The sequence below is a fragment of the Curtobacterium sp. VKM Ac-1395 genome, assembly GCF_015350975.1.
Lineage (GTDB): Bacteria > Actinomycetota > Actinomycetes > Actinomycetales > Microbacteriaceae > Curtobacterium.
Genome location: NZ_JADKRX010000001.1, coordinates 253,761 through 277,623, shown reverse-complemented (window position 1 = coordinate 277,623; position 23,863 = coordinate 253,761). Strand labels below are relative to the sequence as shown.

21 protein-coding genes are annotated in these 23,863 nt (G+C 70.0%); 19 read left to right on the top strand and 2 right to left on the bottom strand.

Annotated elements, in window-relative coordinates; genetic code table 11:
* Nucleotides 1-32: 32 nt before the first annotated feature.
* The gene (locus ITJ68_RS18885) at nt 33-4,175 is read right to left on the bottom strand and encodes a DUF6049 family protein (protein WP_228504435.1); all 4,143 of its coding nucleotides are present in this window, start codon (nt 4,173-4,175) and stop codon (nt 33-35) included.
* Between the two features lie 122 nt (nt 4,176-4,297).
* On the opposite strand from ITJ68_RS18885, the gene ITJ68_RS01435 reads away from it, so the two are divergent.
* From ITJ68_RS01435 to ITJ68_RS18880, 19 genes are all read left to right on the top strand, one after another.
* Complete coding sequence (locus ITJ68_RS01435) at nt 4,298-5,728, top strand: CCA tRNA nucleotidyltransferase (RefSeq protein ID WP_194659582.1); 1,431 nt, start codon at nt 4,298-4,300, stop codon at nt 5,726-5,728.
* 264 nt (nt 5,729-5,992) lie between these two features.
* A complete protein-coding gene (gene rpsF, locus ITJ68_RS01430) occupies nt 5,993-6,385 on the top strand; it encodes a 30S ribosomal protein S6 (protein ID WP_071278500.1) in 393 nt (130 codons plus the stop codon).
* Between the two features lie 3 nt (nt 6,386-6,388).
* Nucleotides 6,389-6,982, top strand: a complete 594-nt coding sequence (locus ITJ68_RS01425; RefSeq protein ID WP_071278498.1) for a single-stranded DNA-binding protein — start codon at nt 6,389-6,391, stop codon at nt 6,980-6,982.
* Nucleotides 6,983-7,029: 47 nt separating this feature from the next.
* A complete protein-coding gene (gene rpsR, locus ITJ68_RS01420; protein ID WP_071278496.1) occupies nt 7,030-7,287 on the top strand; it encodes a 30S ribosomal protein S18 in 258 nt (85 codons plus the stop codon).
* Between the two features lie 14 nt (nt 7,288-7,301).
* Nucleotides 7,302-7,754, top strand: coding sequence for a 50S ribosomal protein L9 (gene rplI, locus ITJ68_RS01415; protein WP_071278494.1), 453 nt, complete (start codon nt 7,302-7,304; stop codon nt 7,752-7,754).
* Between the two features lie 196 nt (nt 7,755-7,950).
* Complete coding sequence (locus ITJ68_RS01410; RefSeq protein ID WP_071278485.1) at nt 7,951-8,244, top strand: WXG100 family type VII secretion target; 294 nt, start codon at nt 7,951-7,953, stop codon at nt 8,242-8,244.
* 75 nt (nt 8,245-8,319) lie between these two features.
* The gene (locus ITJ68_RS01405) at nt 8,320-8,631 is read left to right on the top strand and encodes a hypothetical protein (RefSeq protein ID WP_194659581.1); all 312 of its coding nucleotides are present in this window, start codon (nt 8,320-8,322) and stop codon (nt 8,629-8,631) included.
* Nucleotides 8,631-10,049, top strand: coding sequence for a hypothetical protein (locus ITJ68_RS01400; protein WP_194659580.1), 1,419 nt, complete (start codon nt 8,631-8,633; stop codon nt 10,047-10,049). The genes ITJ68_RS01405 and ITJ68_RS01400 overlap by 1 nt, the downstream gene beginning before the upstream one ends.
* A 290-nt stretch (nt 10,050-10,339) precedes the next feature.
* Complete coding sequence (locus ITJ68_RS01395; protein WP_071278485.1) at nt 10,340-10,633, top strand: WXG100 family type VII secretion target; 294 nt, start codon at nt 10,340-10,342, stop codon at nt 10,631-10,633.
* An 87-nt stretch (nt 10,634-10,720) separates the two neighbouring features.
* Nucleotides 10,721-11,032, top strand: coding sequence for a type VII secretion target (locus ITJ68_RS01390; protein ID WP_071278483.1), 312 nt, complete (start codon nt 10,721-10,723; stop codon nt 11,030-11,032).
* Nucleotides 11,032-12,486 carry a hypothetical protein gene (locus ITJ68_RS01385; protein WP_194659579.1) on the top strand — a complete coding sequence of 485 codons (1,455 nt, stop codon included), beginning with the start codon at nt 11,032-11,034 and terminating at the stop codon, nt 12,484-12,486. The genes ITJ68_RS01390 and ITJ68_RS01385 overlap by 1 nt, the downstream gene beginning before the upstream one ends.
* Nucleotides 12,487-12,517: 31 nt before the next feature.
* A complete protein-coding gene (locus ITJ68_RS01380) occupies nt 12,518-13,147 on the top strand; it encodes a hypothetical protein (protein WP_194659578.1) in 630 nt (209 codons plus the stop codon).
* Nucleotides 13,144-14,001 (top strand): hypothetical protein, encoded by an 858-nt coding sequence (locus ITJ68_RS01375; RefSeq protein WP_194659577.1) that lies wholly within the window; start codon nt 13,144-13,146, stop codon nt 13,999-14,001. The genes ITJ68_RS01380 and ITJ68_RS01375 overlap by 4 nt, the downstream gene beginning before the upstream one ends.
* A complete protein-coding gene (locus ITJ68_RS01370) occupies nt 13,998-14,921 on the top strand; it encodes a hypothetical protein (protein ID WP_194659576.1) in 924 nt (307 codons plus the stop codon). The genes ITJ68_RS01375 and ITJ68_RS01370 overlap by 4 nt, the downstream gene beginning before the upstream one ends.
* On the top strand, nt 14,921-19,372 hold the full coding sequence (locus ITJ68_RS01365) for an FtsK/SpoIIIE domain-containing protein (RefSeq protein ID WP_194659575.1): 4,452 nt from the start codon (nt 14,921-14,923) through the stop codon (nt 19,370-19,372). The genes ITJ68_RS01370 and ITJ68_RS01365 overlap by 1 nt, the downstream gene beginning before the upstream one ends.
* Before the next feature lie 581 nt (nt 19,373-19,953).
* The gene (dnaB, locus tag ITJ68_RS01360) at nt 19,954-21,321 is read left to right on the top strand and encodes a replicative DNA helicase (protein ID WP_416354627.1); all 1,368 of its coding nucleotides are present in this window, start codon (nt 19,954-19,956) and stop codon (nt 21,319-21,321) included.
* Between the two features lie 401 nt (nt 21,322-21,722).
* A complete protein-coding gene (locus ITJ68_RS01355) occupies nt 21,723-22,262 on the top strand; it encodes an RNA polymerase sigma factor (protein WP_194659574.1) in 540 nt (179 codons plus the stop codon).
* A 40-nt stretch (nt 22,263-22,302) separates the two neighbouring features.
* On the top strand, nt 22,303-23,034 hold the full coding sequence (locus ITJ68_RS01350; RefSeq protein WP_194659573.1) for a hypothetical protein: 732 nt from the start codon (nt 22,303-22,305) through the stop codon (nt 23,032-23,034).
* A 311-nt stretch (nt 23,035-23,345) separates the two neighbouring features.
* On the top strand, nt 23,346-23,531 hold the full coding sequence (locus ITJ68_RS18880) for a hypothetical protein (RefSeq protein WP_228504434.1): 186 nt from the start codon (nt 23,346-23,348) through the stop codon (nt 23,529-23,531).
* A 15-nt stretch (nt 23,532-23,546) separates the two neighbouring features.
* Here ITJ68_RS18880 and ITJ68_RS18875 read toward each other — a convergent pair whose 3' ends face one another.
* Entirely contained in the window at nt 23,547-23,705 is a 159-nt protein-coding gene (locus ITJ68_RS18875) for a hypothetical protein (RefSeq protein ID WP_228504433.1), read from the bottom strand.
* Nucleotides 23,706-23,863: the final 158 nt, after the last annotated feature.

The following is a 23,863-nucleotide window of genomic DNA, read 5'->3' as shown; positions in this document are numbered from 1 at the left end:
GAACGGACAGGTCCGGCGCGGGTGGTGGGTCGTCAGCGTCCGAGGCGGGAGCGCAGCAGGCGGACGGCGTTCGCGATCTCGCCGTTCTTCGCGACGACCAGGGCGAGGAAGTAGACGACGACCATGACCGCGCCGGAGAGCACCACCGTGATGGCCGCGCTGGTGAAGTCCGCCATCGCGAAGCCGTCGGCCGAGAACGTGCCGAAGAAGTTCGCGACGAGCAGCCCGGCGACGCCGGCGAGCAGCGCGGCGATCACGAACTGCACGTGGGAGCGGGTGACGACGGCGCCCTCCATGCCACCGAGGCGGCGGCGGACCAGCACGAGAGCGACGATCGTCTGCGCGGTGCCGGCGAGCGTCGTGCACGCAGCCACCCCGACGCCGATGGCGCTGCCGGGGAGCGTGGTGACGGCGAGGGCCCCGACGACGAAGAGCCCGGACTGCACGAGCTGCATGAGGAACGGGGTGCGGTGGTCGTGCATGGCCCAGAACACCCGCTGGATGATGAAGAGCATGCTGAACAGCACCAGGCCGGGCATGTAGGCCAGCAGCACGGCACCGATGGACAGCGCGCCCTCGAAGTCCCGCGCGAACATCCGGCCGAACGGCACCGCGACGACGATGAGCGCCACGGACGAGAAGACCGTGAACAGCCCGACGATCCGGAGCGACAGGGACAGGTTGCGCCGGACGGAGTCCAGGTCGCCGCGCTCGGCGTCGTGCGTCATCCGCGTGAAGTACGCGGTCGCGATCGACACCGTGATGATCGAGTGCGGCAGCATGAACAGCAGCCACGCGTTCTGCAGCACCGCGTTCCCCGCGCTGCCGGTGCCGAGGGACGCCACGCGGGACTGCACGATGCCGGCGAGCTGCGTGACGAGGATCATCGCGAACAGCCACCCCGCGGCCGTCCCGGTGGCCTTGAGGCCCACTCCACGCCAGCGGAAGTCGGGTCGGAAGGTCAGGCCCGCGCGACGCCAGAAGAGCGGCAGGAAGGCGGCCTGCGCCAGCACGCCGAGCGACGCGCTGCCGGCGAGCACGGCGATCTTCATCGGGGTCCAGGTGTCGACGCCGGAGTTCTCCACGCGGCCGCCGAACAGGGCGATGAACACGATGAGGCCGGCGATCGCGATCACGTTGTTGATCAGCGGTGCCCAGGTGAACGGCCCGAAGACCTGCTTGGCGTTGAGGACCTCACCGAGGAGCGAGTACAGCGCGTAGAAGAGGATCTGCGGCAGGCACCAGAACGCGAGCGCCACGGCCAGGTCGGTCTGCTCGGGCGAGAAGCCCTTGCCGTCCGTGGCCTGTGACGCGTACAGGCGCACGAGCACGGGGGCGATGACCGTCGCCACGACCGTGATGACGAGGAACGCCGTGGCCCCGAGGGTGACGATCTTGTTGACGTAGGAGACGCCGCCGTCGGCGTTCTGCTTCATCGAGCGGACGATCTGCGGGATCAGCACGGCGGAGAGCAGGCCGCCGGCGATGAGCGCGTAGATGTTGTTCGGGATCTGGTTCGACACCGCGAAGGCGTCGGCTGCCGGGGAGTGCGTCTGCCCGATGGCGTACGCGAGCACGAACGTCTTCGCGAAGCCGAGCACGCGCGAGATCATCGTCCCCGCGGCGAGCATGGCGCTCGCCCGACCCAGGCTGCGCTGGGCGACGGGCGCTGCGGCCGACGGCTGGGGCTGGGGGGTGCTGATCGTCGTCTCCTGTGGCTGGTCGGTGCGGCTGTCGTCGGCCTGGAGGCTCGACACGGCTCCGGCACGGTGGATCGCGGCGTCGAGACGGTCGCCGCCGTCCTCGGCGAGGGTGGCGGTGGAGCCGGCCGTGGCGAGGGCGGTGGCGGTCCCGGGGACGTGCTCGGGGCCTCCTGTCCGGTCGTCCGCTCCGGACGCGTCGGCTCCGGATGCGTCTGCTCCTGACGGCTCCGCTCCTGGCGCATCCGCGACGAACAGCCGGTTCGGGTCCTCGCGCGGCTCGTCGGGCTCGCCGTTGCGGCGGCGACGGAGTCGGCGGCGGACGTTGCGGAAGATCCCCAGGCCGAAGATGAGCACGACCGCGATGGCCGCGGCTGCCGTGATCACGCTCTCCCACTGGGCCTGCACGTTGATCTCGACGACCTCGGGGTCGGCGATGCGGACGCCGGCGGCCGTCGTGAGGGCCATGGTCAGCTCGACCTTGCCGTTGGCGACCGAGGTCACCGGGAACGTGACGCGGTTCGAGGAGTCCGGCTGCACCGTGACCTTGACCGCGTTCTTCTCGATGCGCAGGAAGGAGTTCGACGGCTGGACCGTCAGGAACACGGTGATCGGGTACGCCGACCGGTTCCGGATCGAGATGGGCAGCGAGGACCGGTCCCCCAGGAGCAGGATGCTGCTGCCGTTGAGGATGCCGACGCTCGACACGACCTTGTCGGTCTTGGCGACCCGGGCGTCGACGGCGGCGACCAGGCCGTCCTGGTCGGACCGCCAGGCGTTGGAGGCCGCGGCCAGGTCCGCCAGGCGGGCGGGGGCGGTGAGCTGGGCCGGGTCGGCGACCGCGGAGGCGAAGTCGGTCAGGTCGTGTGCGGAGCGGACGACGCGCTGCAGCTGGTCGAGGCGGGCGTCGTCGTCGGAGGCACTGGCGAGGGTGAGCGAGCCGGGCGTCGCCGCTGCGGTGGTGGAGAGGTCGGCGGGCGAGACCCACGCGGTGCTCTCGAGGACGTCGAGTGCCTCGCTGAGACGCGTGGAGTCCGTCGGCCAGGAGCGGCCGAGGGTGAGGAGGACGGGGCTGCTCGTGCTGCCCTGACGGGAGGCGGTGGCCAGCGTCGCGGTGAGCTCGCTCATGGCGCTCGACCAGGCGCGCTGCGTGGTGGCCGTGGCGGCGTCACGGAGGAGCGCTGACATGCCCTGGTCGGACACGAGGACGTGGTCGTCGCCGATCTTCTCCGACGCTGCGATCGTGGTGTCCCCGCCGGCCGAGGTGTTGCCGCTCGCGACGATGGTGGACGTCGTGCCGGCCTTCCGCAGGGCGGGGAGGTCGTCGGTCGCGACGGTGCCCTCGGTCGGCCAGGCGACGGAGGACATCGTGTACGGGAAGTCGAGCAGGGACGCCGTGGTCGGGAGGGTGGTGTCCGTCGGGGTGCCCGGGGCCGCGGTGGCGTCGTCGCTCGGGGCGACGGACGGGGTGGGCGCGGGGGTGTCGCTCGCCCCGGGCGTCGGCGTTCCGGTGGTGCTCGGCGTGCCGGTGGGGCTCGGCGTGCTGGCGCCCGGGAAGTTGTCGGCGTTGACGGACTGGTCGAGGGAGATCGGCGCGAGGATCTCGTCGGACCCGGCCTGCCGAAGCCCGGTGACGTCGGCGTCGGCCCAGGACAGCGCGAAGGTCTCGTTGCGCATCCGCTCGAGGCGGTCGAGCCAGGCGATCGCGGATGACGGAGCGTTCTCCCCGAGGATGCGGATGGACGCGATGATGCGCGGGTCGATGCCGAGCGCGACGTTGTGGTCCTGTGCGGCGTCGAGTTGCTGCGACAGGGTGCCGTCGACCGCGGTGGCCGCGGCGAGGTCACCGGCGGGGATCAGCCCGCCGGCGTTCGCGGGCATGGTGACCGGCATCGCGACGGACACCCCGACCGGGGTCTGCTCGTAGTTCGGGTACCAGGTGATCGCGGTGCGGTCGATGGCGGACGTCGACCCGGCCGTGTAGTCCGCGGAGATGCGCCGCGCACCGAAGGACGGGTACCCACCGAGGGCCACGTTGCCCGGGATGAGCTCGACGTCACTCAGGGTGACCGATCGGTGCGCCGGGACCACCGGGACGTCCACCGAGCCCATCGGTGCGCCGGGGTAACCGGTCGTGCTGGTTTCCTTGAACCAGTCGGTCAGGACGTCGCGCGTGCCCGCGTACTGCCGGTAGATGCCGAACTCCGCGGTGCCCGTCGGCAGGTCGGCGTCGGTGTCGTTGGTCACCGTGACCGTCAGCGAGAGGGGCTCGTCCGGGCGCAACACGCCGTGGTCCGCCGGGACGACCTCGACGCTGGCCTTCCCGTCGTCGCCGGCAGCGGGGTCCGCCACCCGGGTCGTCGTGGTCGGTTCGGTGGCCGCCTGCGCCGGGGTCACCGACGCGGGCGTGACGACGAGACCGAGGGCGACGAGGGCGGTCGCGGCGGCGGCGAGCGAGGAGCGGAGAATGTGCATGCGGTGGGGCCCGTGATCGGTTCGGACCTCGACGAGTGTATGAGGCACGACCATGAGAGCCTCGCGTGCGCGCCAGGGGTGTGGACAACCCGCGGCGTCCATCTGGGATGATCGAGGACGTCATGCAGTCCGTAGCCCAGGCCGTCGAACGACTCGACGCACTCGCCGCCACCGCGCCCGTCGCGGCACTGGCGCGCGCGTTCGCTGCGGCCGGTCACGAACTCGCGCTGGTCGGCGGGCCGGTGCGGGACGCCTTCCTCGGCCGACCGGTGACCGACCTCGACTTCACGACGGACGCCAGGCCCGACGACGTGCTCCGGATCGTGGAGCCCATCGCGAGCGCCACCTGGGACGTCGGCCGCCAGTTCGGCACGATCGCCGCCCGGGTGCAGGGCGAGCAGGTCGAGATCACCACCTACCGCAGCGACGTCTACGACGGCGAGACCCGGAAGCCCGAGGTGGCGTTCGGCGACACCATCGAGGACGACCTGCTGCGTCGCGACTTCACGGTCAACGCGATGGCCCTCCGACTCCCCGCGCGGGAGCTCGTCGACGTGCACGGCGGGGTCGAGGACCTGCTCGCCGGACGCCTGCGCACGCCGCAGTCCGCCACCGTGTCCTTCCGCGACGACCCGCTGCGGATGATGCGTGCGGCACGGTTCACCTCGCAGCTCGGCTTCACGGTGTCCGACGAGGTCGAGCAGGCGATGACGGAACTGGCCCCGTCCATCGAGATCGTCTCCGCCGAGCGCGTCCGTGACGAACTCGTCAAGCTGCTCGACACCGACGACCCCGTGCCCGGCATCCGGCTGCTCGTCGACACCGGGCTCGCCGAGCTCTTCCTGCCGGAGCTGCCGGCGATGCGGCTCGAGATCGACGAGCACCACCACCACAAGGACGTGTACGAGCACTCCCTCACGGTGCTGACCCAGGCGATCGGCCACGAGCACGAGCGGCACGCCGGCGACGCTCCCGACACCGTGCTGCGGCTCGCGGCGCTCCTGCACGACATCGGCAAGCCGGCGACCCGGAAGCTCGAGCCCGCCGGTGCCGTGAGCTTCCACCACCACGACCTGGTCGGGTCGAAGCTCGCGAAGAAGCGGCTGCGGGCCCTGCGGTTCGACAACGACACCATCGCCGCGGTCAGTCGACTCATCGAGCTGCACCTCCGCTTCTTCGGGTACACCGACGGCGCCTGGACCGACTCGGCCGTCCGTCGCTACGTGCGGGACGCCGGACCGCAGCTCGAGCGGCTCCACGAACTCACGCGCTCCGACGTCACCACGAGGAACCGCCGCAAGGCCGACCGACTCGCGTTCGCGTACGACGACCTCGAGGCCCGCATCGCCGTGCTCGCCGACCAAGAGGAGCTGGACTCGATCCGGCCCGACCTGACCGGCGACGACATCATGCGGATCCTCGACATCCCGCCGGGCCGTGCCGTGGGGGACGCCTACCGGTTCCTGCTGGAGGCCCGGATGGACGAGGGCCCCCTCGGGGCCGAGGTCGCCGAGGAGCGCCTCCGCACCTGGTGGGCGTCGCGCCCGGCCTGACCCGTGCCTCCCGTCCGTGGAGGCGGCCGCCTGGCGGGCAGTGAGCGCACGACACCGGTGTCTTCCTGCGGAACCGCGGAACGACGCGGCGTGACCGACGAACACCGGTGTCGCGCGGTCTCCACACACCGGTAGCGGGCCTCCAGGCCGTCAGGTAGGCTTGCGGGGTTGTGCCCGCGCACCTGCGCATCGGCACACATGCATCAACCCTCCTGTTCCGGGAACCGCCCGGAGCCGTTCGAGACCAAAGGAGGTGGGTTCCGCATGCACCAGTACGAACTGATGGCGATCCTCGACCCCGAGATCGATGAGCGCACCGTCGCTCCCAGCCTGGACAAGTTCCTCGCGGTCATCCGCAACGACGGTGGCACCGTCGACAACGTGGACGTATGGGGCCGTCGCCGGCTTGCGTACGAGATCGCGAAGAAGACCGAGGGCATCTACGCCGTCGTGAACTTCACGTCGTCCGCCGACTCCGCCAAGGAGCTGGACCGCCAGCTCGGTCTCTCCGAGGCCGTGCTCCGCACCAAGGTCCTCCGCGCCGAAGAGGGCATGGCACAGGTTGCCGCCCAGAAGCAGCGCGACGAGGCCCGTGCCGCCCGCAAGGCCGCTTCGGCAGCCGCTGCGCCGGCTCCCGCGACCGCGAGCGCCGAGTAACCGATGGCCGGCGAAACCGTCATCACGGTGGTGGGGAACCTCACTGCTGACCCCGAGCTGCGCTACACGCAGAACGGGCTCGCTGTGGCGAACTTCACCATCGCCTCCACCCCTCGCACGTTCGACCGTCAGGCGAACGAGTGGAAGGACGGCGACGCGCTGTTCCTCCGCGCGAGTGTGTGGCGCGAATTCGCCGAGCACGTCGCGGGGTCGCTGACGAAGGGCTCGCGCGTCATCGTGCAGGGCCGTCTCCGTCAGCGCTCGTACCAGGACCGTGAGGGCCAGCAGCGTACGAGCATCGAGCTCGAGGTCGACGAGATCGGCCCGTCGCTCCGGTACGCGACCGCCCAGATCACCCGTGCAGCGGGTGGCAGTGGCGGCGGTCGTGGACAGGTCGGCGGCGGTTCCGGTGGCGGCGGCAACTTCGGTGGCAACGCCGGTGGCGGCAACGGCGGTGGCAGCGGCAACGCTGGTGCCGGCGGTGGACGCTCCGACGAGCCGTGGTCGCCGCAGGGTGGCCAGCAGGGTGGTGGGGCACAGGGGAACGACGTGTGGTCGACCCCCGGTGGCACCTACGACGACGAGACCCCGTTCTGATCCCTCAGCGGACGAACAACTACTTCTTCTCCTAAGGAAAAAACACAATGGCTGGAAAGAGCAGCGGCGACCGCCGCAAGCCTCGCGGGAAGGGCGGCAAGAACGCCGCTCCCGCGAAGTCCATCAAGGTCGGTGTCATCGACTACAAGGACGTTGCGACCCTTCGCAAGTTCATCTCGGAGCGTGGGAAGATCCGCGCCCGTCGCATCACCGGTGTCTCCGTCCAGGAGCAGCGTCTCATCGCCCGTGCCGTGAAGAACGCCCGTGAGATGGCGCTCCTCCCCTACGCTGGCTCCGGCCGCTGATCGGGGGTCGACACATGTCGAAGCTCATCCTCACCCACGAGGTCTCCGGCCTCGGTTCCGCCGGTGACGTCGTCGACGTCAAGAACGGCTACGCCCGCAACTACCTCATCCCCCAGGGCTTCGCTGTCGCGTGGTCCAAGGGCGGCGAGAAGCAGGTCGAGGCCATCCGCGCCGGCCGTGTTGCACGCGAGCTCGCCACCATCGAAGAGGCACAGGACCTCAAGATGAAGCTCGAGAACGCGACCATCCAGCTGACCGTCAAGGCCGGCCAGGACGGCCGTCTCTTCGGCTCCGTGCGTCCCGCGGACGTCGCCTCGGCCGTCGAGGCCCAGGGCGTCGGCTCGCTCGACAAGCGCAAGGTCGAGGTCCCTGCGACCATCAAGACCGTCGGTGACCACGAGGCCACCGTGCGTCTGCGCGAGGACATCGTCGCGACGATCTCCCTGAACGTGGTCGCCGCCAAGTAAGGCAGCGTCCGTTCCGTCGGAAGACGGGTCTCCCAGTCGGGAGGCCCGCCTTCCGTCGTTCCCGCGGGTCGCGTCCGCTCGTGGAACGGTCGGTGAACATGCTCCGAACCACCTCGTCCCGGGGTGGACAGCTCGGTACGTTCGTCACGGCCTCCAGTACCGGAGGCGAACGAATCCCGAGACCAGGAGCACGCACATGCCCAACTTGAACGTGACCTACGGCGAGATGCAGGACGCCGCGACCCGACTCGTGAACGGTGAGCAGGACATCACCTCGAAGCTGCGTGAGCTGAAGTCGCTGGTCGACTCGCTCATCACCGGTGGCTACGTGACCGACCAGTCCTCGGTCGCCTTCGGCAGCTCCTACCAGGAGTTCAACGACGGCGCGACGAAGACCATCGAGGGCCTCGAGGGCATGTCGACCTACCTGAACAAGGCCGCCGAGGCACTGCAGCAGACCGACCAGGAGCTCGCGAACGCGATCAAGTAGTCGGATCGCCCGGGGTCTCGCGTCCGTGCGACCCCGGGCGGCCGTCCTCCTCCACCGCATCGACCGGGAGCACCCATGGCAGACCTCATCATCACGCGCGCGGTCCTCGAGGACTCCGCGTCCAAGCTGCAGCACATCTCCGACGAGCTCGAGCACCAGAAGTCGGACGACCGTGCGCTGACCGAGGTCTACGGGCAGCACGACGTGCAGAAGGCGATGCACGACTTCTCCGGCGACTGGAAGATCCACCGCAACAAGATGAAGGGCGCGGTGAAGGACCTGCACGACAAGATGCAGAAGTCCGTCGAGCACTGGTCCGCCCTCGAGCAGGACCTGCACGACAAGCTCACCACCGAGTCGCAGCCGACCGACGGGCAGGCCGCCTGATGCCCGCGCGCGCCGGCAACTGGGAGCTGCTGCACGAGTCGTCCGACCCGGTCGTGGCCGACGTCGCCACCGTGCAGGACCTGGTGCACTACTACACGACGATCGCGCAGGAGATCAGCGCCGAGGCCGACGTCCTGCACCGCATCGGTGACGGCGACACAACGGAGTTCAAGGGCGAGTCCGCCGATGCCGTCCGGAAGAAGAGCAAGGACGTCGCGCAGTCCCTACAGAAGATGTCCGGCCGCTACGACGCGATCCGCGATGCCCTGACCGGGTACCTGCCGGAGCTCGAGACCGCACTGTCCGAGTCGGCCGCGGCGCTCCGTGACGCCGAGGACGCCTCGGCGTCGGGTGCGCGAGCCGCCTCGATGGCCGACCCGTCGCAGAACCGGGCACAGGACGCACCGCCCCTCACCAACGACGAGCAGGGCGCGATCGACGCGAAGCACCGTGCCGAGAGCGCGGCGACCGACAGCGCTGACGCTGCGGTGGCACGACTCCGGCGCGCGGTGGACGGCATCAACGGCGCCGGCAGGGCTGCGGCGTCGACGATCCGCGCCGCCTGGGACGACGGCCTGCACGACTCCCTCGGCGACAAGATCAAGGCGTTCTTCTCGAAGCTGCTGAAGATCATCGTCAAGATCTTCACGTACATCGGCATCGCCCTGGCAGCCCTGGCGATCCTGATCCCGGGCGTCGGCATGCTGACGTTCATGGCCGCCGTCGCCGCGTCCGTGGTCCTGGTGGCGAACATCACGTTGGCCGGCATGGGCGAGGGCTCCTGGCTCGACGTGATCACCTCGGCCGTGGGGCTCGTGCTCGTCGGCGTGGGCGGCATCATGACGAAGGCCGCCTCCGTGGCGAAGACCGCCGGGCTGGGCAAGGGCATGCAGGGGTTCACGAAGACGAACCTCGAGAAGATCAAGAAGCTGCAGGACGTCCGCTCGATCAACGTGAAGAACGCGCTGAACGACAGCACCGCGGCGCGCACGGTCGGCACGATCGACCGGCACATCAACCGCCTGACCGACCTGCGGATCGACACGATCACGAAGAACACGCTCGGTGGCTTCAAGGAGAAGCCGAACTGGTGGCACCCGAACAAGACGCTGTGGACCGAGGACAAGAGCAAGATCAGGGACGTCTTCGTGAAGCGCGACTGGCGGTCGGACCGACTGTTCAGTGTCGACCGGCAGATCGAGATGGACGCCATGAAGGTCGCGATGAAGCGGGACCACGGCGTCGACATCGCGGCCCTGCCGGCATGGCACAAGTACGTCGCCGGCGGCCGTGTGGTCGCGAGCTGGATCAACACGTTCGGGTACGGGCAGGGCATCAAGCCGACCGGCTGGGGTTCCGACCAGGAGCGCGTTCCGGGCTACAAGCAGGCGTCCGACTCGCTCGTGCACGGGTTCTGACCGCTCGACACCCGTCGGACGGGTCCGCCGCTGTCGGCACAAATGGGGACCCGACGTCCGGAAGACGCGCTCGCGACACGCGGGTAGCAATGGATACTCCTCGGTACTGACATCGAAACATCAGTTCGATTCGACCCGGTACCCGCGGCGGTGTACTGGAATGTGCACATCAGTGTGCAGATGTGATCGGTGTCCTGCCGGTGGAATGTACCCCGCAAAGTCGTACCGCTCCGGAATAACCTCCTGAACGTGCCTCGACCGGGGCCACGGACGAACGACAGGAGCTGGCAATGCCCAACTTGAACGTGACCTACGGCGAGATGCAGGACGCCGCGACCCGACTCGTGAACGGTGAGCAGGACATCACCTCGAAGCTGCGTGAGCTGAAGTCGCTCGTCGACTCGCTCATCACGGGTGGCTACGTGACCGACCAGTCCTCGGTCGCCTTCGGCAGCTCGTACCAGGAGTTCAACGACGGCGCGACGAAGACCATCGAGGGCCTCGAGGGCATGTCGACGTACCTGAACAAGGCCGCCGAGGCACTGCAGCAGACCGACCAGGAGCTCGCGAACGCGATCAAGTAGCGACACCGCACCGGTCCCGGTCCCCGTCACGACGACGGGCACCGGGACCGAGCCGGTTCCGATCCCGTTCACCGACCAGGAGCACCCATGGCAGACCTCATCATCACGAAGGCCGTCCTCGAGGACTCGGCCACGAAGCTGCAGCACATCTCGGACGAGCTCGAGCACCAGCGGTCGGACGACCGGGAGCTCGACCAGGTGTACGGGCAGCACGACGTGCAGAAGGCGATGCACGACTTCTCCGGCGACTGGAAGATCCACCGCAACAAGATGAAGGGCGCGGTGAAGGACCTGCACGACAAGGTGCAGAAGGCTGCCGACAACTGGACGGCCGTCGACCAGGACCTCCACGACAAGCTCTCGACCGAGTCGCAGGCGACCGACGGGCAGGGCCACTGATGCCGGCGCGCGGCGGCGACTGGACGCTGCTCGGTGAGGGCTCGGACCCGGTCGTGGCCGACGTCCCCGTGGTGCAGAGCCTGGTGAGCTACTACACGATGATCGCCGACGCCATCACGAGCGAGGCGAGCACGCTCAAGAGCATCGGTGACGGCGACGAGTCGCAGTTCAAGGGCGAGACCGCGGACGCCGTCCGGAAGAAGAGCAAGGAGGTCGGGGCCTCACTGGAGAAGATGGCCGGTCGCTACGTCGCGATCAAGGACGCCCTGACCGGGTACGTCCCGCACCTCGAGGACGCCCTGACCGAGTCCGCCGGAGCGCTCCGGGAGGCCGAGGACGCCGCCGCCGCCGGGTCACGAGCGAGCGGGATGGCCGACCCGTCGCAGGGTCGAGCGCAGGACGCCCCGCCGCTGACCGACGACGAGCAGGGCGCCATCGACGCCAAGCACCGTGCCGTGACCGCCGCCGACGACAGTGCGAACGCCGCGAAGGCCCGGCTGCGTCGAGCGGTCGACGCGCTGAACGCCGCGGGCAAGGCGGCAGCGTCGACGATCCGCGAGGGCTGGCACGACGGCCTGCACGACACCCTCGGGGACAAGATCAAGGCGTTCTTCTCGAAGCTGCTCAAGATGATCGTCAAGATCTTCACGTACATCGGCATCGCCCTGGCGGCGCTCGCGATCCTGATCCCGGGCGTCGGGGTGCTCGCGATCATGGGTGCCGTGGCGGCCGGGGTCAGCCTGGTGGCGCAGATCGGGCTGACGGCGCTCGGCGAGGGCAACGTCTTCGACCTGGTCATGGCCGTGGTCGGCGTCGTCACGCTCGGCGTCGGCGTCGGGATCACGAAGGCCACGTCGGTCGCGCTCAGCAAGGGCATCACCGCGGGGAAGACCGCCGTGCAGAACGCCACGAAGGTCGACCTCGGCAAGATCGCGAAGCTGCGGAACGACGCGATCGGCGGGTGGCTGTCGAAGACGAAGAGCCTCGACGACGCGTACGGCGACCTGCAGTACGCCGACCAGCTCGACGGTGCCGTCACGAAGAACGGCATCGCGAAGATGGAGGACCTGCTGGGGAAGTTCAAGGAGAACCCCAACTGGTGGAACATCTCGAAGGTCGGGACGACGATCAAGAACGACTGGGCCACCATCTCGAAACAGTTCGGTTCCGACCTGTTCACCAAGAAGGGCTTCACTGGCTGGGCCGAACGCATCGGCGGTGTCGACTTCCAGATCCTGCGCAACGACCTCGGCAAGTGGGGTGGCGCCAACGGGTTCGGTGCCGTCGTCGGGACCGCCCCGAAGTGGCACACGTACGTCAACGGCGGGCTGAGCGTCTGGGGGCGGAACTACTCGATCGCCGGTCTGGTCCTGAACCCCGTGGGCGACGGCGCAGACACGAAGCGACCGTGGACCGACGACTGGTCCGCCGTCAAGCACCCGATCACCGTCTGACCCCGGTCCGACGCGACAAGCAGTGGAGCCCATGAGCGCAACACCCGTCCTCACCTCGCGCATCGACGTCGAGGTCCCGCAGTGGCTCGTCGTGCCCGGCACCGCCGACGTCACCCCGGCCTGGCGCGCGGGAGCACTCGAGCTGTTCGCGGCGATCGCGCAGGTCGACCGCGACGCCCCGGCCGACCAGCGGGTGTTCGACGGCGGGCCCGAGGTGGACCCGGAGGCGGCGCTCGACACGCTGCTCGAGTTCCGTGCCGCGCTCGACGGTGGCGAACGGCTCGTGGCGGGACTCGGGGTGCCGAACCGCTGGCCGCTGCCGGTCGTCGTGTCCGTCGGCATGGCGGAGTCCGACGGGCCAGGGCTGCTCGAGCTCGCCGGCGCCGAGGGCGGCCTGCCCGTCGAGCGTCCGGCGGTCGACGAGCTGCCGGACCACGTCGGTGGCGAGGGGCCCGTCGTCACGCGGTACGACCTCGACGACGACGGCGCGATCTGGGCCACCGTCTGCGCCGTCCGCCGCGAGACCTTCGAGACCGCCGACACCGCCACCCCCGTCGACACGCGTGTGCTCTGGCGCACCCGGGACCTCGACGTCGTCCCCGTGTTCGGGGACGAGCTCATCGACCTGCTCGCCGCCGTCAAGAACGAGGTCACCGCATGAGCGACACCACCCGCACCGACGCCCCGGACACCGCCCCCACCGACGAGGCGCACACCGACGCCACCGACCTGCCCCGCACCGACCCCACGGCCTCGTTCTTCATGGTGGTCCCGCCCGGGTGGGCCCGACTCCCCGCGCGCGAGGACGACCGGCAGGAACTCGCGGCCATCGTCCGGGACGTCATCGCCCGCGCGCTCCCGGACGACCTGCCCCGCGATCGTGCCGAACCCCTGCGCCAGGAGATGCGGAAGCGCCTGACCGCGACGGTGGTCGAGGCCGGTGACAACGGCGCGAACGCGGTCTACCTCGCCGTGCAGCCCGTCGACGGCTACACGCCACCGGTCTCCATCATCGAGACCGAGGTGGAGGACGAGTCCGACCAGGCCCCCGAGCAGGTCATCGCGCAGGTCCTCGCGGACGCGTTGCCGACCCGCCACGACGAGGACGACCCCGGCATCCGCGAGGTCGACGGCGGCATCGCTGCCCGCACCGAGACCGTGATCCGGCGCGTGGACCCGGGCGCCGAACTCCCCGGCCTCGGCGAGGACCTGCCCGTCGTCGACGACCGCCAGGTGGTCTACACAATCCCGGTCCCCCACCGCCCCGGCCGCTGGGTCGTCATGTCCTTCTCCGCGATCAGCGCGGCGAAGGCAGCAAGCACGGACGACGCAGCCGCAGACACCCGCACCGACACCGACACCGACAGCGGGGCGGACGACACCACCGACCACCTCACCGACGCCCTCGTCACCCTGTTCGACGCGATCATGACGACCTTCCGCTGGACGGACGTCCCCGGCACCGAGCCCACCACCCTGGAACGCCGCCTGGCCGAGCTCGGAGGAGCCGCATGAACTGGTCGCTCTCCCACCCCGAGTCCCACCTCATGCTGACGATGTCGGTGGTGCTGTTCCTCGGCGCCCTGGCCTTCGTCGTGCCGACGATCATCGCGCACCGTCGCCGCCCCGTCTCGGACGCCGCCGCCTGGGCGGACCTGCCCCGGCGCGAGGAGGGCGCCGCCTGGGCCACCGACCGCGTGCTCCGCAGCGTCGAGGCGTCGTGCACCGTCGCCCGCGTCGGCTTCCCCGGCTTCGTCCGGGCCGTGGTCGGCCCCACCGTGCGCCTGGACCTCGCGTCGCCGACGGTCGCGCCCCCGGAGCCGTGGCAGACCACCCCGGACGGCCGCTCGTGGTCGGCCCCGATGTGGGCACTGCAGGCCGTGCCGCTCGGGCAGAGCCCCTCGACGCAGTTCGCGACGGTCGTCGGCCTCGGCAGCGACCAGGACGGTGCCGTCCTGGTCGACCTGCGCCGCGCCTCCGGCTTCGTCGCCCTGGACGGCGACCGCACAGCCCGTGCCGCGGTCGCGCGCCGGATCGTGGACCAGGTCCGCACCGACCCCTGGTCGGTCGGCACCCCGGTGCTGACCGTCGGGATCCGCGGCGGCGAGTTCGGACCGGCCGACGCCGTGTCCGTGGGCGAGGCGGTGGCGGCGGTCACGGCGGACGCGACCCCGGGCCTCCTGGTCGTCCACGGTGTCCCCGGCGGCAGCGAGGGGCGTGAACTCGCGCGCCTGCTGGAACGCCCGGGCGGCCGCTGGGCCGCCCTGTCCATGAGCCCCGACCCGCTGGCGCGCTGGACGCTCGACTGCCGTCGTGACGGCACGTTCGTCTCCGACGAGTTCGGCGTGGTCCGCTGGGTGGACCAGCTGCTGTCGACCGTCGCCGCGGTGCCGGTCGAGGACGACGCGACCGTCGTCGAGGATCTGCGCGCCTGATGCGCGTCGTCGTCACCGTCGTCGACGACGTCGTCGGCACCACCTCCGACGTCCTCGTCGACGCACCCGGCCAGACCCCCATGCGATCGGTCGTCGACGCCCTGGCGCGACGCACCGGCAGCGCACCCATGCCGTCCGATGCGTCCGACGGCGACGTCCCGTTCGCGCGCAGCGGGCTGGTCGACGGTGCCGTCCTGCACGTCCACGGCACCGACCGTCCCGAGGTGGAGCGCGGTGTCGTCCACCTGCTGGTCGCCGGTGGCGTCGGTGCCGGTCGCGAACGCCGGCTGGCGCCCGGCCACGTCCGGATCGCGCTGGTCGAGGACGGTGCCCCGGCCGTCGGCGCGCAGGCTGCCGACCACCCCGGCCTGGAGGCTCGGATCGCCTTCGACCGGACCGTCACCGTCCGGCTGTCCCCGCGCGAGCACCCCGCGGCCGGCACCGTGGAGTCGGCCGCGGCGACCCTCGAGGACGAGCCCGTCGGCGACGAGTGGGTCGTCTGGGAACCGGGCGCCATGGTCCGGCTCGGCTCCAGCGTGCTCACCGTGCGGCCCGTCGCCGTGGCGGACCGGCTCCTGCTGCAGCCGCCGGACTCCGGCCAGCTCGACTTCAACCGGCCGCCCAGGCTGCTGCCGCCGTTCCTGACGACGCAGTTCCGGATCCCGAAGCCGCCGGTCCCGCCGCAGCGCTCGGCGATCCCCTGGATCATGGTGTTCGTGCCGGCGATGTTCGGCATCGTGATGGCCACCGTGTTCCACTCGCCGTTCTACCTGCTGTTCGCGGCGATGACCCCGATCATGGTCGTCGGGCAGACCGTCACGGCCCGGCGCACCGGCAAGAAGAGCCACCGGAAGCAGACCGCGGAGCACCGGGAACGGGTCGCCGCGCTCGAGGCCGCGATCGCCCGGGCCGTGCTCGCCGAGCGGGACGAGCGACGGTCCTCCGCGCTCGACGCGGCGTCGCTCCGGGTCGTCGCCGGGACGCCCGGTCGTCGCCTCTGGGAGCGCCGGCCCTCGGACACGGACCACCTGCACGTGCGGATCGGTGTCGGGGACCTGCCGTCGACCGTCACCGTGGACGACGACCGGGACCTCGACGGCCTGGCGGACGAGCAGCGGATCACACGTGGCGTCCCGGTGACCGTGCCGCTCGCCGAGGTCGGCGTGCTCGGGATCGCCGGTGCCGAGGACCTGCCGCGCGACCTCGGGCGGTGGGTGCTCGGGCAGCTCGCCGTCACGCAGAGCCCGCGCGAGGTGCAGTTCGTCGTGCTCACCGCGCAGCAGCACGTGCCGGCGTGGGCGTGGACCCTGTGGCTGCCGCACCTCCGGCCGACGAACGGGCAAGAGGCCCTCGCGCTCATCGGTGCCGACGGTGACACGATCGGCCGTCGGCTCGCCGAGCTCAGCCAGGTGCTGGCGGAGCGGAAGGCCGAGCGGACGAAGAACGGTTCGATGCGGCCGCGGTTCTCGCCCGAGATCGTCGTCGTGCTCGACGGCGCCCGTCGGCTGCGTGCGATGCCCGGCGTCGTCGGACTGCTCCGCGACGGGCCCGCGTGCGGCATCCGCCTGGTCTGCATCGACGAGGAGGAGTGGCAGCTGCCCGAGGAGTGCGTCGCGACCGTGACGCACCGGACCGCGACCGAGCTCGTCCTGCGCCGTCAGCTCGCCGCCCCGGTGGAGCTCGTGCTCGCCGACCGGGTCGAGGACGACTGGTACGACGCCGTCGCCCGCGCGGTCTCCCCGCTGCGGGACACGAGCGGCTCCGACGGCGACGGCCTGGTGCCCGACGCCGCACGGCTGCTCGACGTGGTCGAGCTGCCGCAGCCGTCCGGCGCGCTCGTCGCCGACCGCTGGACCTCACGCGAGGCCACCACCTCGGCCGTGGTCGGCGTGGGCATCGACGGCGCGTTCGCCCTCGACCTGGTGAAGGACGGCCCGCACGGCCTGGTCGCCGGCACCACCGGGTCCGGCAAGTCCGAGTTCCTGCAGACCCTCGTCGCGTCGCTCGCCCTGGCGAACCGCCCGGACCAGATGACCTTCGTGCTCGTCGACTACAAGGGCGGTGCGGCGTTCAGCGTGGCGTCGGAGCTGCCCCACACCGTCGGGCTCGTCACGGACCTGGACCAGCACCTCGTCGAGCGCGCGCTCCGCTCCCTGCGCGCCGAGCTCACCCGGCGCGAGCACATCCTGGCCGCGTCGGGCGCGAAGGACATCGAGGACCACGAGACGCACCTGGCCCGCGGCGGTGCCGGTGAGGCGATGCCGCGACTCGTCATCGTGATCGACGAGTTCGCCGCCATGGTCACCGAGCTGCCCGACTTCGTCGCGGGGCTCATCGGCATCGCCCAGCGCGGCCGGTCCCTCGGCGTGCACCTGATCCTCGCGACGCAGCGCCCCGGTGGCGTGGTCGGGCCGGACATCCGCGCGAACACGAACCTGCGCGTGGCCCTCCGGATGACGGACACCGGCGAGAGCTCCGACGTGATCGACGTCGCCGACGCGGCCCGGATCCCGAAGAGCGTCCCCGGCCGGGCGTACGCGCGGCTCGGGCACTCCTCCGTGGTGCCCTTCCAGTCAGCGCGGGTCGGCGGCCGGTGGGCCGGCGACGAGGACCCGGCCACGAGCCTCCCGTTCGTGCGCGTGCTCGACTGGCGCGACTTCGCGACCGCACCACCTGCGCGACCGACCCGGAGCGACCAGTCGTCGGCCGCGACCGACCTGTCGGTCCTGGTGCAGGCGATGGCGGACGCGCGCGACCGCCTGGGCATCGGCCCCCTGCACAGCCCGTGGCTGGCCCCGCTGCCGGAGCTGCTGCCGCTCGCCGAGGTGGCGTCCGCCTCCGTCGGCACGCGGCGGTCGCTGGCGGCGTCGACGGAGACCATGCGGTTCCCGTTCGGCGTCGAGGACCTGCCGGACACGCAGGAGCAGCGCGCGGCGGAGATCGACCTGGACCGCTTCACGCACCAGTACGTCGTGGGCGCGCCCGGGTCCGGTCGGTCCACCGCGCTCCGGAGCATCGCCGCGTCGGCTGCGCAGTCCGTCCCCTCGTCGGACCTGCACCTGTACGCGATCGACTGTGGCAACGGCGCGCTTGCGTCGCTGCAGCACCTGCCGCACTGCGGCGGTGTCGTGCAGCGGACGCAGGTCGAACGCGCGACCCGGCTGGTCGACCGGCTGACCCGGGAGATGGCCAGGCGGCACGACCTGATCGCCGCTGCATCCGCTGCGGACATCACCGAGCAGCGTCTGCTCGCCGCCCCCGGTGAGCGGCTGCCGCACGTGCTCGTGCTCATCGACCGGTGGGAGAACTTCACGACCTCCCTCGGCGAGGTCGACGGCGGCGCTCTGACCGACGCGATCCAGTCGATGCTCCGCGACGGAGCCGCGGCTGGCATCCACGTCGTGATCTCCGGTGACCGGACGCTGATGTCGTCGCGGATGTCGACGCTCACCGACGACAAGGTCGTGCTGCGCCTGACCGACCGGCTCGACTACTCGCTCGGCGGGATCAACCACCGGAAGCTGCCGGCCTCGATCCCCGCCGGCCGTGGGTTCCGCGCTGACTCCGGCATCGAGGTGCAGTTCGCCACGCTCGGCACCGACGTCTCCGGGCAGGGGCAGACGACGGCCGTCCGCGACCTCGCGGTGGCCATCCGCGAGCAGTTCCCGGTCCCGCCGGCACCCCGGCCGTTCCGGGTCGACGCGCTGCCGAAGGACCTGGACCTCGACGCCGCCCTGGCGCTCGACTCCGCGCCGACGCTCGTGCCGCTGGTGGCGGTGACCGGGATCGGGGGTGACGACATGGAGCTCCAGACCGTCGACTTCGCCACCGGTGGCGGCACGTTCGTGGTCGCCGGGCCGTCCCGCTCCGGCCGGTCCACCATGCTCGCCGCCATGGCGCGGTCACTGCTGGTCGGAGGGACCTCGCTCGTGGTCGTCGCGCCCCGGCAGGGTCCGGTGCGTGACCTGGCTGGGCTGCCAGGCGTCCGTGCGGTCTTCACCGGCGACGACGTGACTGTGGACGAGTTGTCCCCCGTGCTCACCCCGGACGGCACGCCGCTCGTACTCGTGGTCGACGACGGGGAGCTGCTCATCGACTGCTCGGCCGCGCGGTGGCTGCGCGACTGGGGCCGGGCCGCTGTGGACAACCGGCAGGGGCTGCTGCTCGGGGGGAACACCACTGGGCTCGCCGCCGGGTTCGGCGGGTGGCAGGTCGACGCGAAGAAGAACCGTCGCGGGGCCTTGCTGTCGCCGCAGGACACCCTGGCCGGGGACCTGATCGGGGTGCGGATCTCGCGGTCGTCGATCTCGTCGCGGATCGTGCCCGGGTCGGCGCTGGTGCACCTGGGGACGGGGATCGCGTCGACGCTGCAGGTGCCGGTGGTGCGGGCGTCGACGCGGGCTGGTAGCGCGGGCGTCGGGGCGGGGGCGGGCGCGGTGCTGGCGGGCTGAGGCTCGCTTGTTCTTGTTCTTGTTCTTGTTCTTGCTCGTCGTTGTGCCGCTTGCGGTTCTCATTTCGGTGGTGTCGGGCGTGTCCCGGGTCGGTCTCGGCCTGGTTCCGGCCTCGTTCCGGCTCGCCGGTTCCGGTCCGGTCTGCGCCGCTCCCAGCCTGGAGGCGCGGGGTGCGCTGCGTTGGCCGGTTACCTTCCCCGACGGGCTGGGCTCCCTGAGAGCCAGCCGGGAGCACTCCGTTCAGGAACCCGTTTGTCAAGTCGTTTCGCACCGTGACGACGTCAAATCGGGAACCTTCAAGCGCACATTGAAGCACGGTTGTCCACACACAGTGTGGAAACCAAAAGCCCAGGTCAAGCGGTCGAAAGTATGTTCTCCGGCCACTCTTTCCACATGTCTGTCCACAGTTCTCCACACTGCTTCCCGGCGTGTTCCGCGAGTCCTCCACAGAGTTGTCCACAGGGGCACTTGTTGGGGATAACTTGCACCCCGTACGGTGAGCGCGCGACCGGGGGATGTCGGTTGCTCGGGGTAGGACTGGCGTGCGGGGGCGGCCCGTACGGACAACAAGAGGAGCACGTGTGTCGATCGCGCATCTGGACCCGGCACCGCAGACGTACGCGGATCGCGGTGGCATGGAGCGCACTCCGCCACACGACCTGCTGGCGGAACAGTCGACCATCGGCGGCATGCTGCTGTCGAAGGACGCCGTCGCCGACGTCATCGAGACCGCCCGCGGCGTGGACTTCTACATCCCCAAGCACGAGGTCATCTTCGACGCGATGCTGTCGCTGTACTCCCACGGTGAGCCGACGGACGTCATCGCCGTCACCGACGAGCTGACCAAGACCGGGCTGCTGTCCCGAGCCGGCGGCGCCGAGTACCTGCACAGCATGACGAGCCTGGTGCCGACCGCGGCGAACGCCGGGTACTACGCCGCGATCGTCGCCGAGAAGGCAGTCCTGCGTCGCCTGGTCGACGCCGGCACCCGCATCGTGCAGATGGGCTACGCGTCGGAGGGTGAGGTCACCGACCTCGTCAACAGCGCGCAGGCCGAGGTCTACAACGTCGCCGGCGGTGTGCAGACGGAGGACTACGTCCCCCTGACCGAGGCCATCTCCGCCGCCATCGACGAGATCGAGGCCGCCAAGGGCCGCGACGGCCAGATGACCGGCGTGCCGACCGGGTTCGCCCAGCTCGACGGCCTGACGAACGGCTTCCACCCCGGGCAGCTGATCATCGTCGCCGCGCGACCCGCACTCGGCAAGTCGACGCTCGCGCTCGACCTGTGCCGCGCCGCCGCCCTGAAGCACAACCAGACGGCGGCCTTCTTCTCGCTCGAGATGGGCCGCGCCGAGATCGCGATGCGTCTGCTCTCCGCCGAGACCAGCGTGCCGCTGCAGAACATGCGCAAGGGCACCGTGGACTCCCGCGACTGGACCACCATCGCGCAGACCCGCGGTCGCATCAACGACGCCCCCTTCTTCATCGACGACTCCCCCAACATGACGCTCGTCGAGATCCGCGCGAAGTGCCGTCGACTCAAGCAGCAGCACAACCTGAAGCTCGTCGTCATCGACTACCTGCAGCTGATGACCTCGGGCAAGAAGGTCGAGAGCCGCCAGCAGGAGGTCTCGGAGTTCTCGCGTGCGCTCAAGCTCATGGCGAAGGAGCTCCAGGTCCCCGTCATCGCCCTGTCCCAGCTGAACCGTGGGCCCGAGCAGCGTGCCGACAAGAAGCCGATGATCTCCGACCTGCGTGAGTCGGGGTCCATCGAGCAGGACGCCGACATGGTCATCCTGCTGCACCGTGAGTCGGCGTACGAGAAGGACAACCCGCGTCAGGGTGAGGCGGACCTCATCGTGGCGAAGCACCGCAACGGGCCGACCGACACCATCACGGTGGCGTTCCACGGGATGTTCTCGAGGTTCGTGGACATGCCGCAGTAGGTGCTCCTGTCTGTCGCCGTGCGAATAACGTGTCTCCTTCGCACGCAACTTGTCGCCGTGTGCGCGGGCGGGTGTCGCCACGGTCCTGCCCGCAAGGCCAGGATCGGGCAGCTCGCGTGACACGTCCGCATGACGCACCTTCAGTGCGAAAGATCGCGGACCAGCTATGTGAGACGGAGACTGCCGGAAGCCAGCGCGCGTAGGAGGGCATCAGCGATGCAGTGAACTCGGTCGTAGCCAGTGACCGGCTACCGGGACGGACCTCCTGGTGATGACGTGGTCTTGTCACCAACTCTGCAGCGCGTTCGTCGAGGAAGCCTGACCCGCCCGAGGTCATGAACTCCTGATGGTCTTGTCAGGATCGCGGGTCCTGCCGACACCTCTAAGTGAAGGAGGTGGACATGACGACTGGCACCGATACCGACGAAGAACTCGTCCGTGCGATCGCGCAGGGGAACACCGGTGCGCTCGCACGGGTGTTCGACCGCTACGCCGCCACGCTCACCCGGTACGCCTGGGCCCTCGTCGACGACCGGTCCGACGTCGAGGAGATCGTGCAGGACACGTTCCTGACGCTCTGGCAGCGGGCGGTGGCCCTCGAGCTCCCGGCCGACACGGTGCTGCCGTGGCTGCTCGTCGTCTGCCGAAACCACGCCTTCAACACCGGCCGGAAGCAGGCCCGCCGACGCGCTGACGAGCTACCCGATCACCTGGCCACGCCGACCGACCAGGACGAGGCCCGTGAACTCCTGCGCTGGGTCCGCGACGAGATCGCCGCACTCCCCGCGACCGACCGCCGCATCTGCGAGCTCTGCCTGCTCGAGGGTTACTCCTACGCCGAGGCCGCCGAGCGCCTCGGACTCTCCGTCGGCGCGGTCACCCAGCGCGTCTCCCGGAACCGACGTCGGCTGAAGAAGGTGGTGATGCACGATGAACACTGAGCCCCCCGAGGGAGACGACCTGCAGCGCATGCTCGTCTCGATGAAGCAGAACGTCCTCGAACGTGCCGACGCGCGTCCGAAGCGGCGTCGTGGCCGGTCCGGAGTGGTCATTGGGGTCGTCGCGATGCTCACCGTCGGCACCGCCACCGGGGCCGTCGCGTTGACGCTGTCGCAGCAGGAGACTCCGGTCGCGGCACCCACACAGACGCAGGAGCCCGAGCCGTCGCCCACCGCGACGATCCCGAGTTCCGCCCCCATCACGGGAACCCCGATCCCCACTGCAACTCCTACCCCGGGCCCGATTTCGTCCTCGGGAGAAACGGTGTCGATCCCCGGGTGGTGCTCCCAGCTCGTGCCAACGAGTTCCTATGAGCGATTTTTTGGGGCTGCATCCCTCTATGGCGAGGTGCGGACTGATACCGAGGCGAGGGAACCCACAGCAGCGGAGCGGACCGGTGGGATCACCGATCTCGGTGCCAGCCTTTTCTGCCAGTGGGACAACAAGGGAGTAAGCGAGGGATTGGTCATCAATATCCTGCGCGTTACGCCCGCCGAGGCCGTCGCGTTGGAGCAGCGCGCGGTCGTCCAGAGCGGCCAGTGCGCGGACCATATGGCCGGCCGCATGTGTCAGTACGAGTTCCGGGCTCCGGACGGTGTGCTGCACGCATACACGACGTTCGTGCGCGATGGTATCTCCGTGCAGATCTACCAGTACGACTTTCCGACAACCGGCCTGCTCGACGCGGTCGTAGAGCAGATCTGGGAAAACTGATCCCACAGCGGGTGGTGAGAACTGATGGTCATAAGGCCAGTCTCGTCAACGTCCATCGTTCGGTGCGCGATCGGTTACCGGGCGGTCGTCTGGATGGAGTTCGTCTCCTGGGCGACGTTGCACCTCCCCCCGATCAGCGTGCTGTCACCGAGCGGTCGGAGTGTCGAGTGCTGCGGTGATTGCCGTGCGAAGAGGGTCGTGCTGTGGGCCGAGTCGCGACGCAGCAGCAGTCCACGATGCCGGGGGTAGAGCCACGCCGGTCCCCCGATGAGCTCCGTCGGTTCCCACTCGTACCGAGGCCAGACATGGGCATGGAGGAACGCATCAGTGTTGCCGAGGATCTCGAGGTTGACGCGCCGGAAGTCGGGATCGGTACGACGGCATGCTGTCTCGACAGCCTCCCCGACAGCGTCCATGTCCGCGAGGAACCGCGTCCGGTCTGCCCGCGGCAGATCACTGAGTCGATCGATGCCGGGGCGGTCCACGAGTACGACTGAATAGCCCGGCAGGAACTACACATCCCCGATGACCGCGAAGCTCGCCGTCAGGCGCCGCAGCACGGTCGGGTTCTCTCCACGAAGCGCCGATCCGATACGGTCCCGCCGCCAGTTCTCCACGACGAACACCGTACCGACCACCAAGCCATAACGGCCCCACTGCAAGTGCTTCACGCGAGATCGAGGCAGCCAGAGGTGATAGGCGTCCGGTAGCCGATCGACTATCGGGACGCGCTGGAGCGAGTTCCGGCGCAAGATGTGCGTGTGCGTGTGTTGACGATTCAGACAGTGACGATGGGTGTCTCCGCGGAGCAGGAGGCGAACTGGCCTAA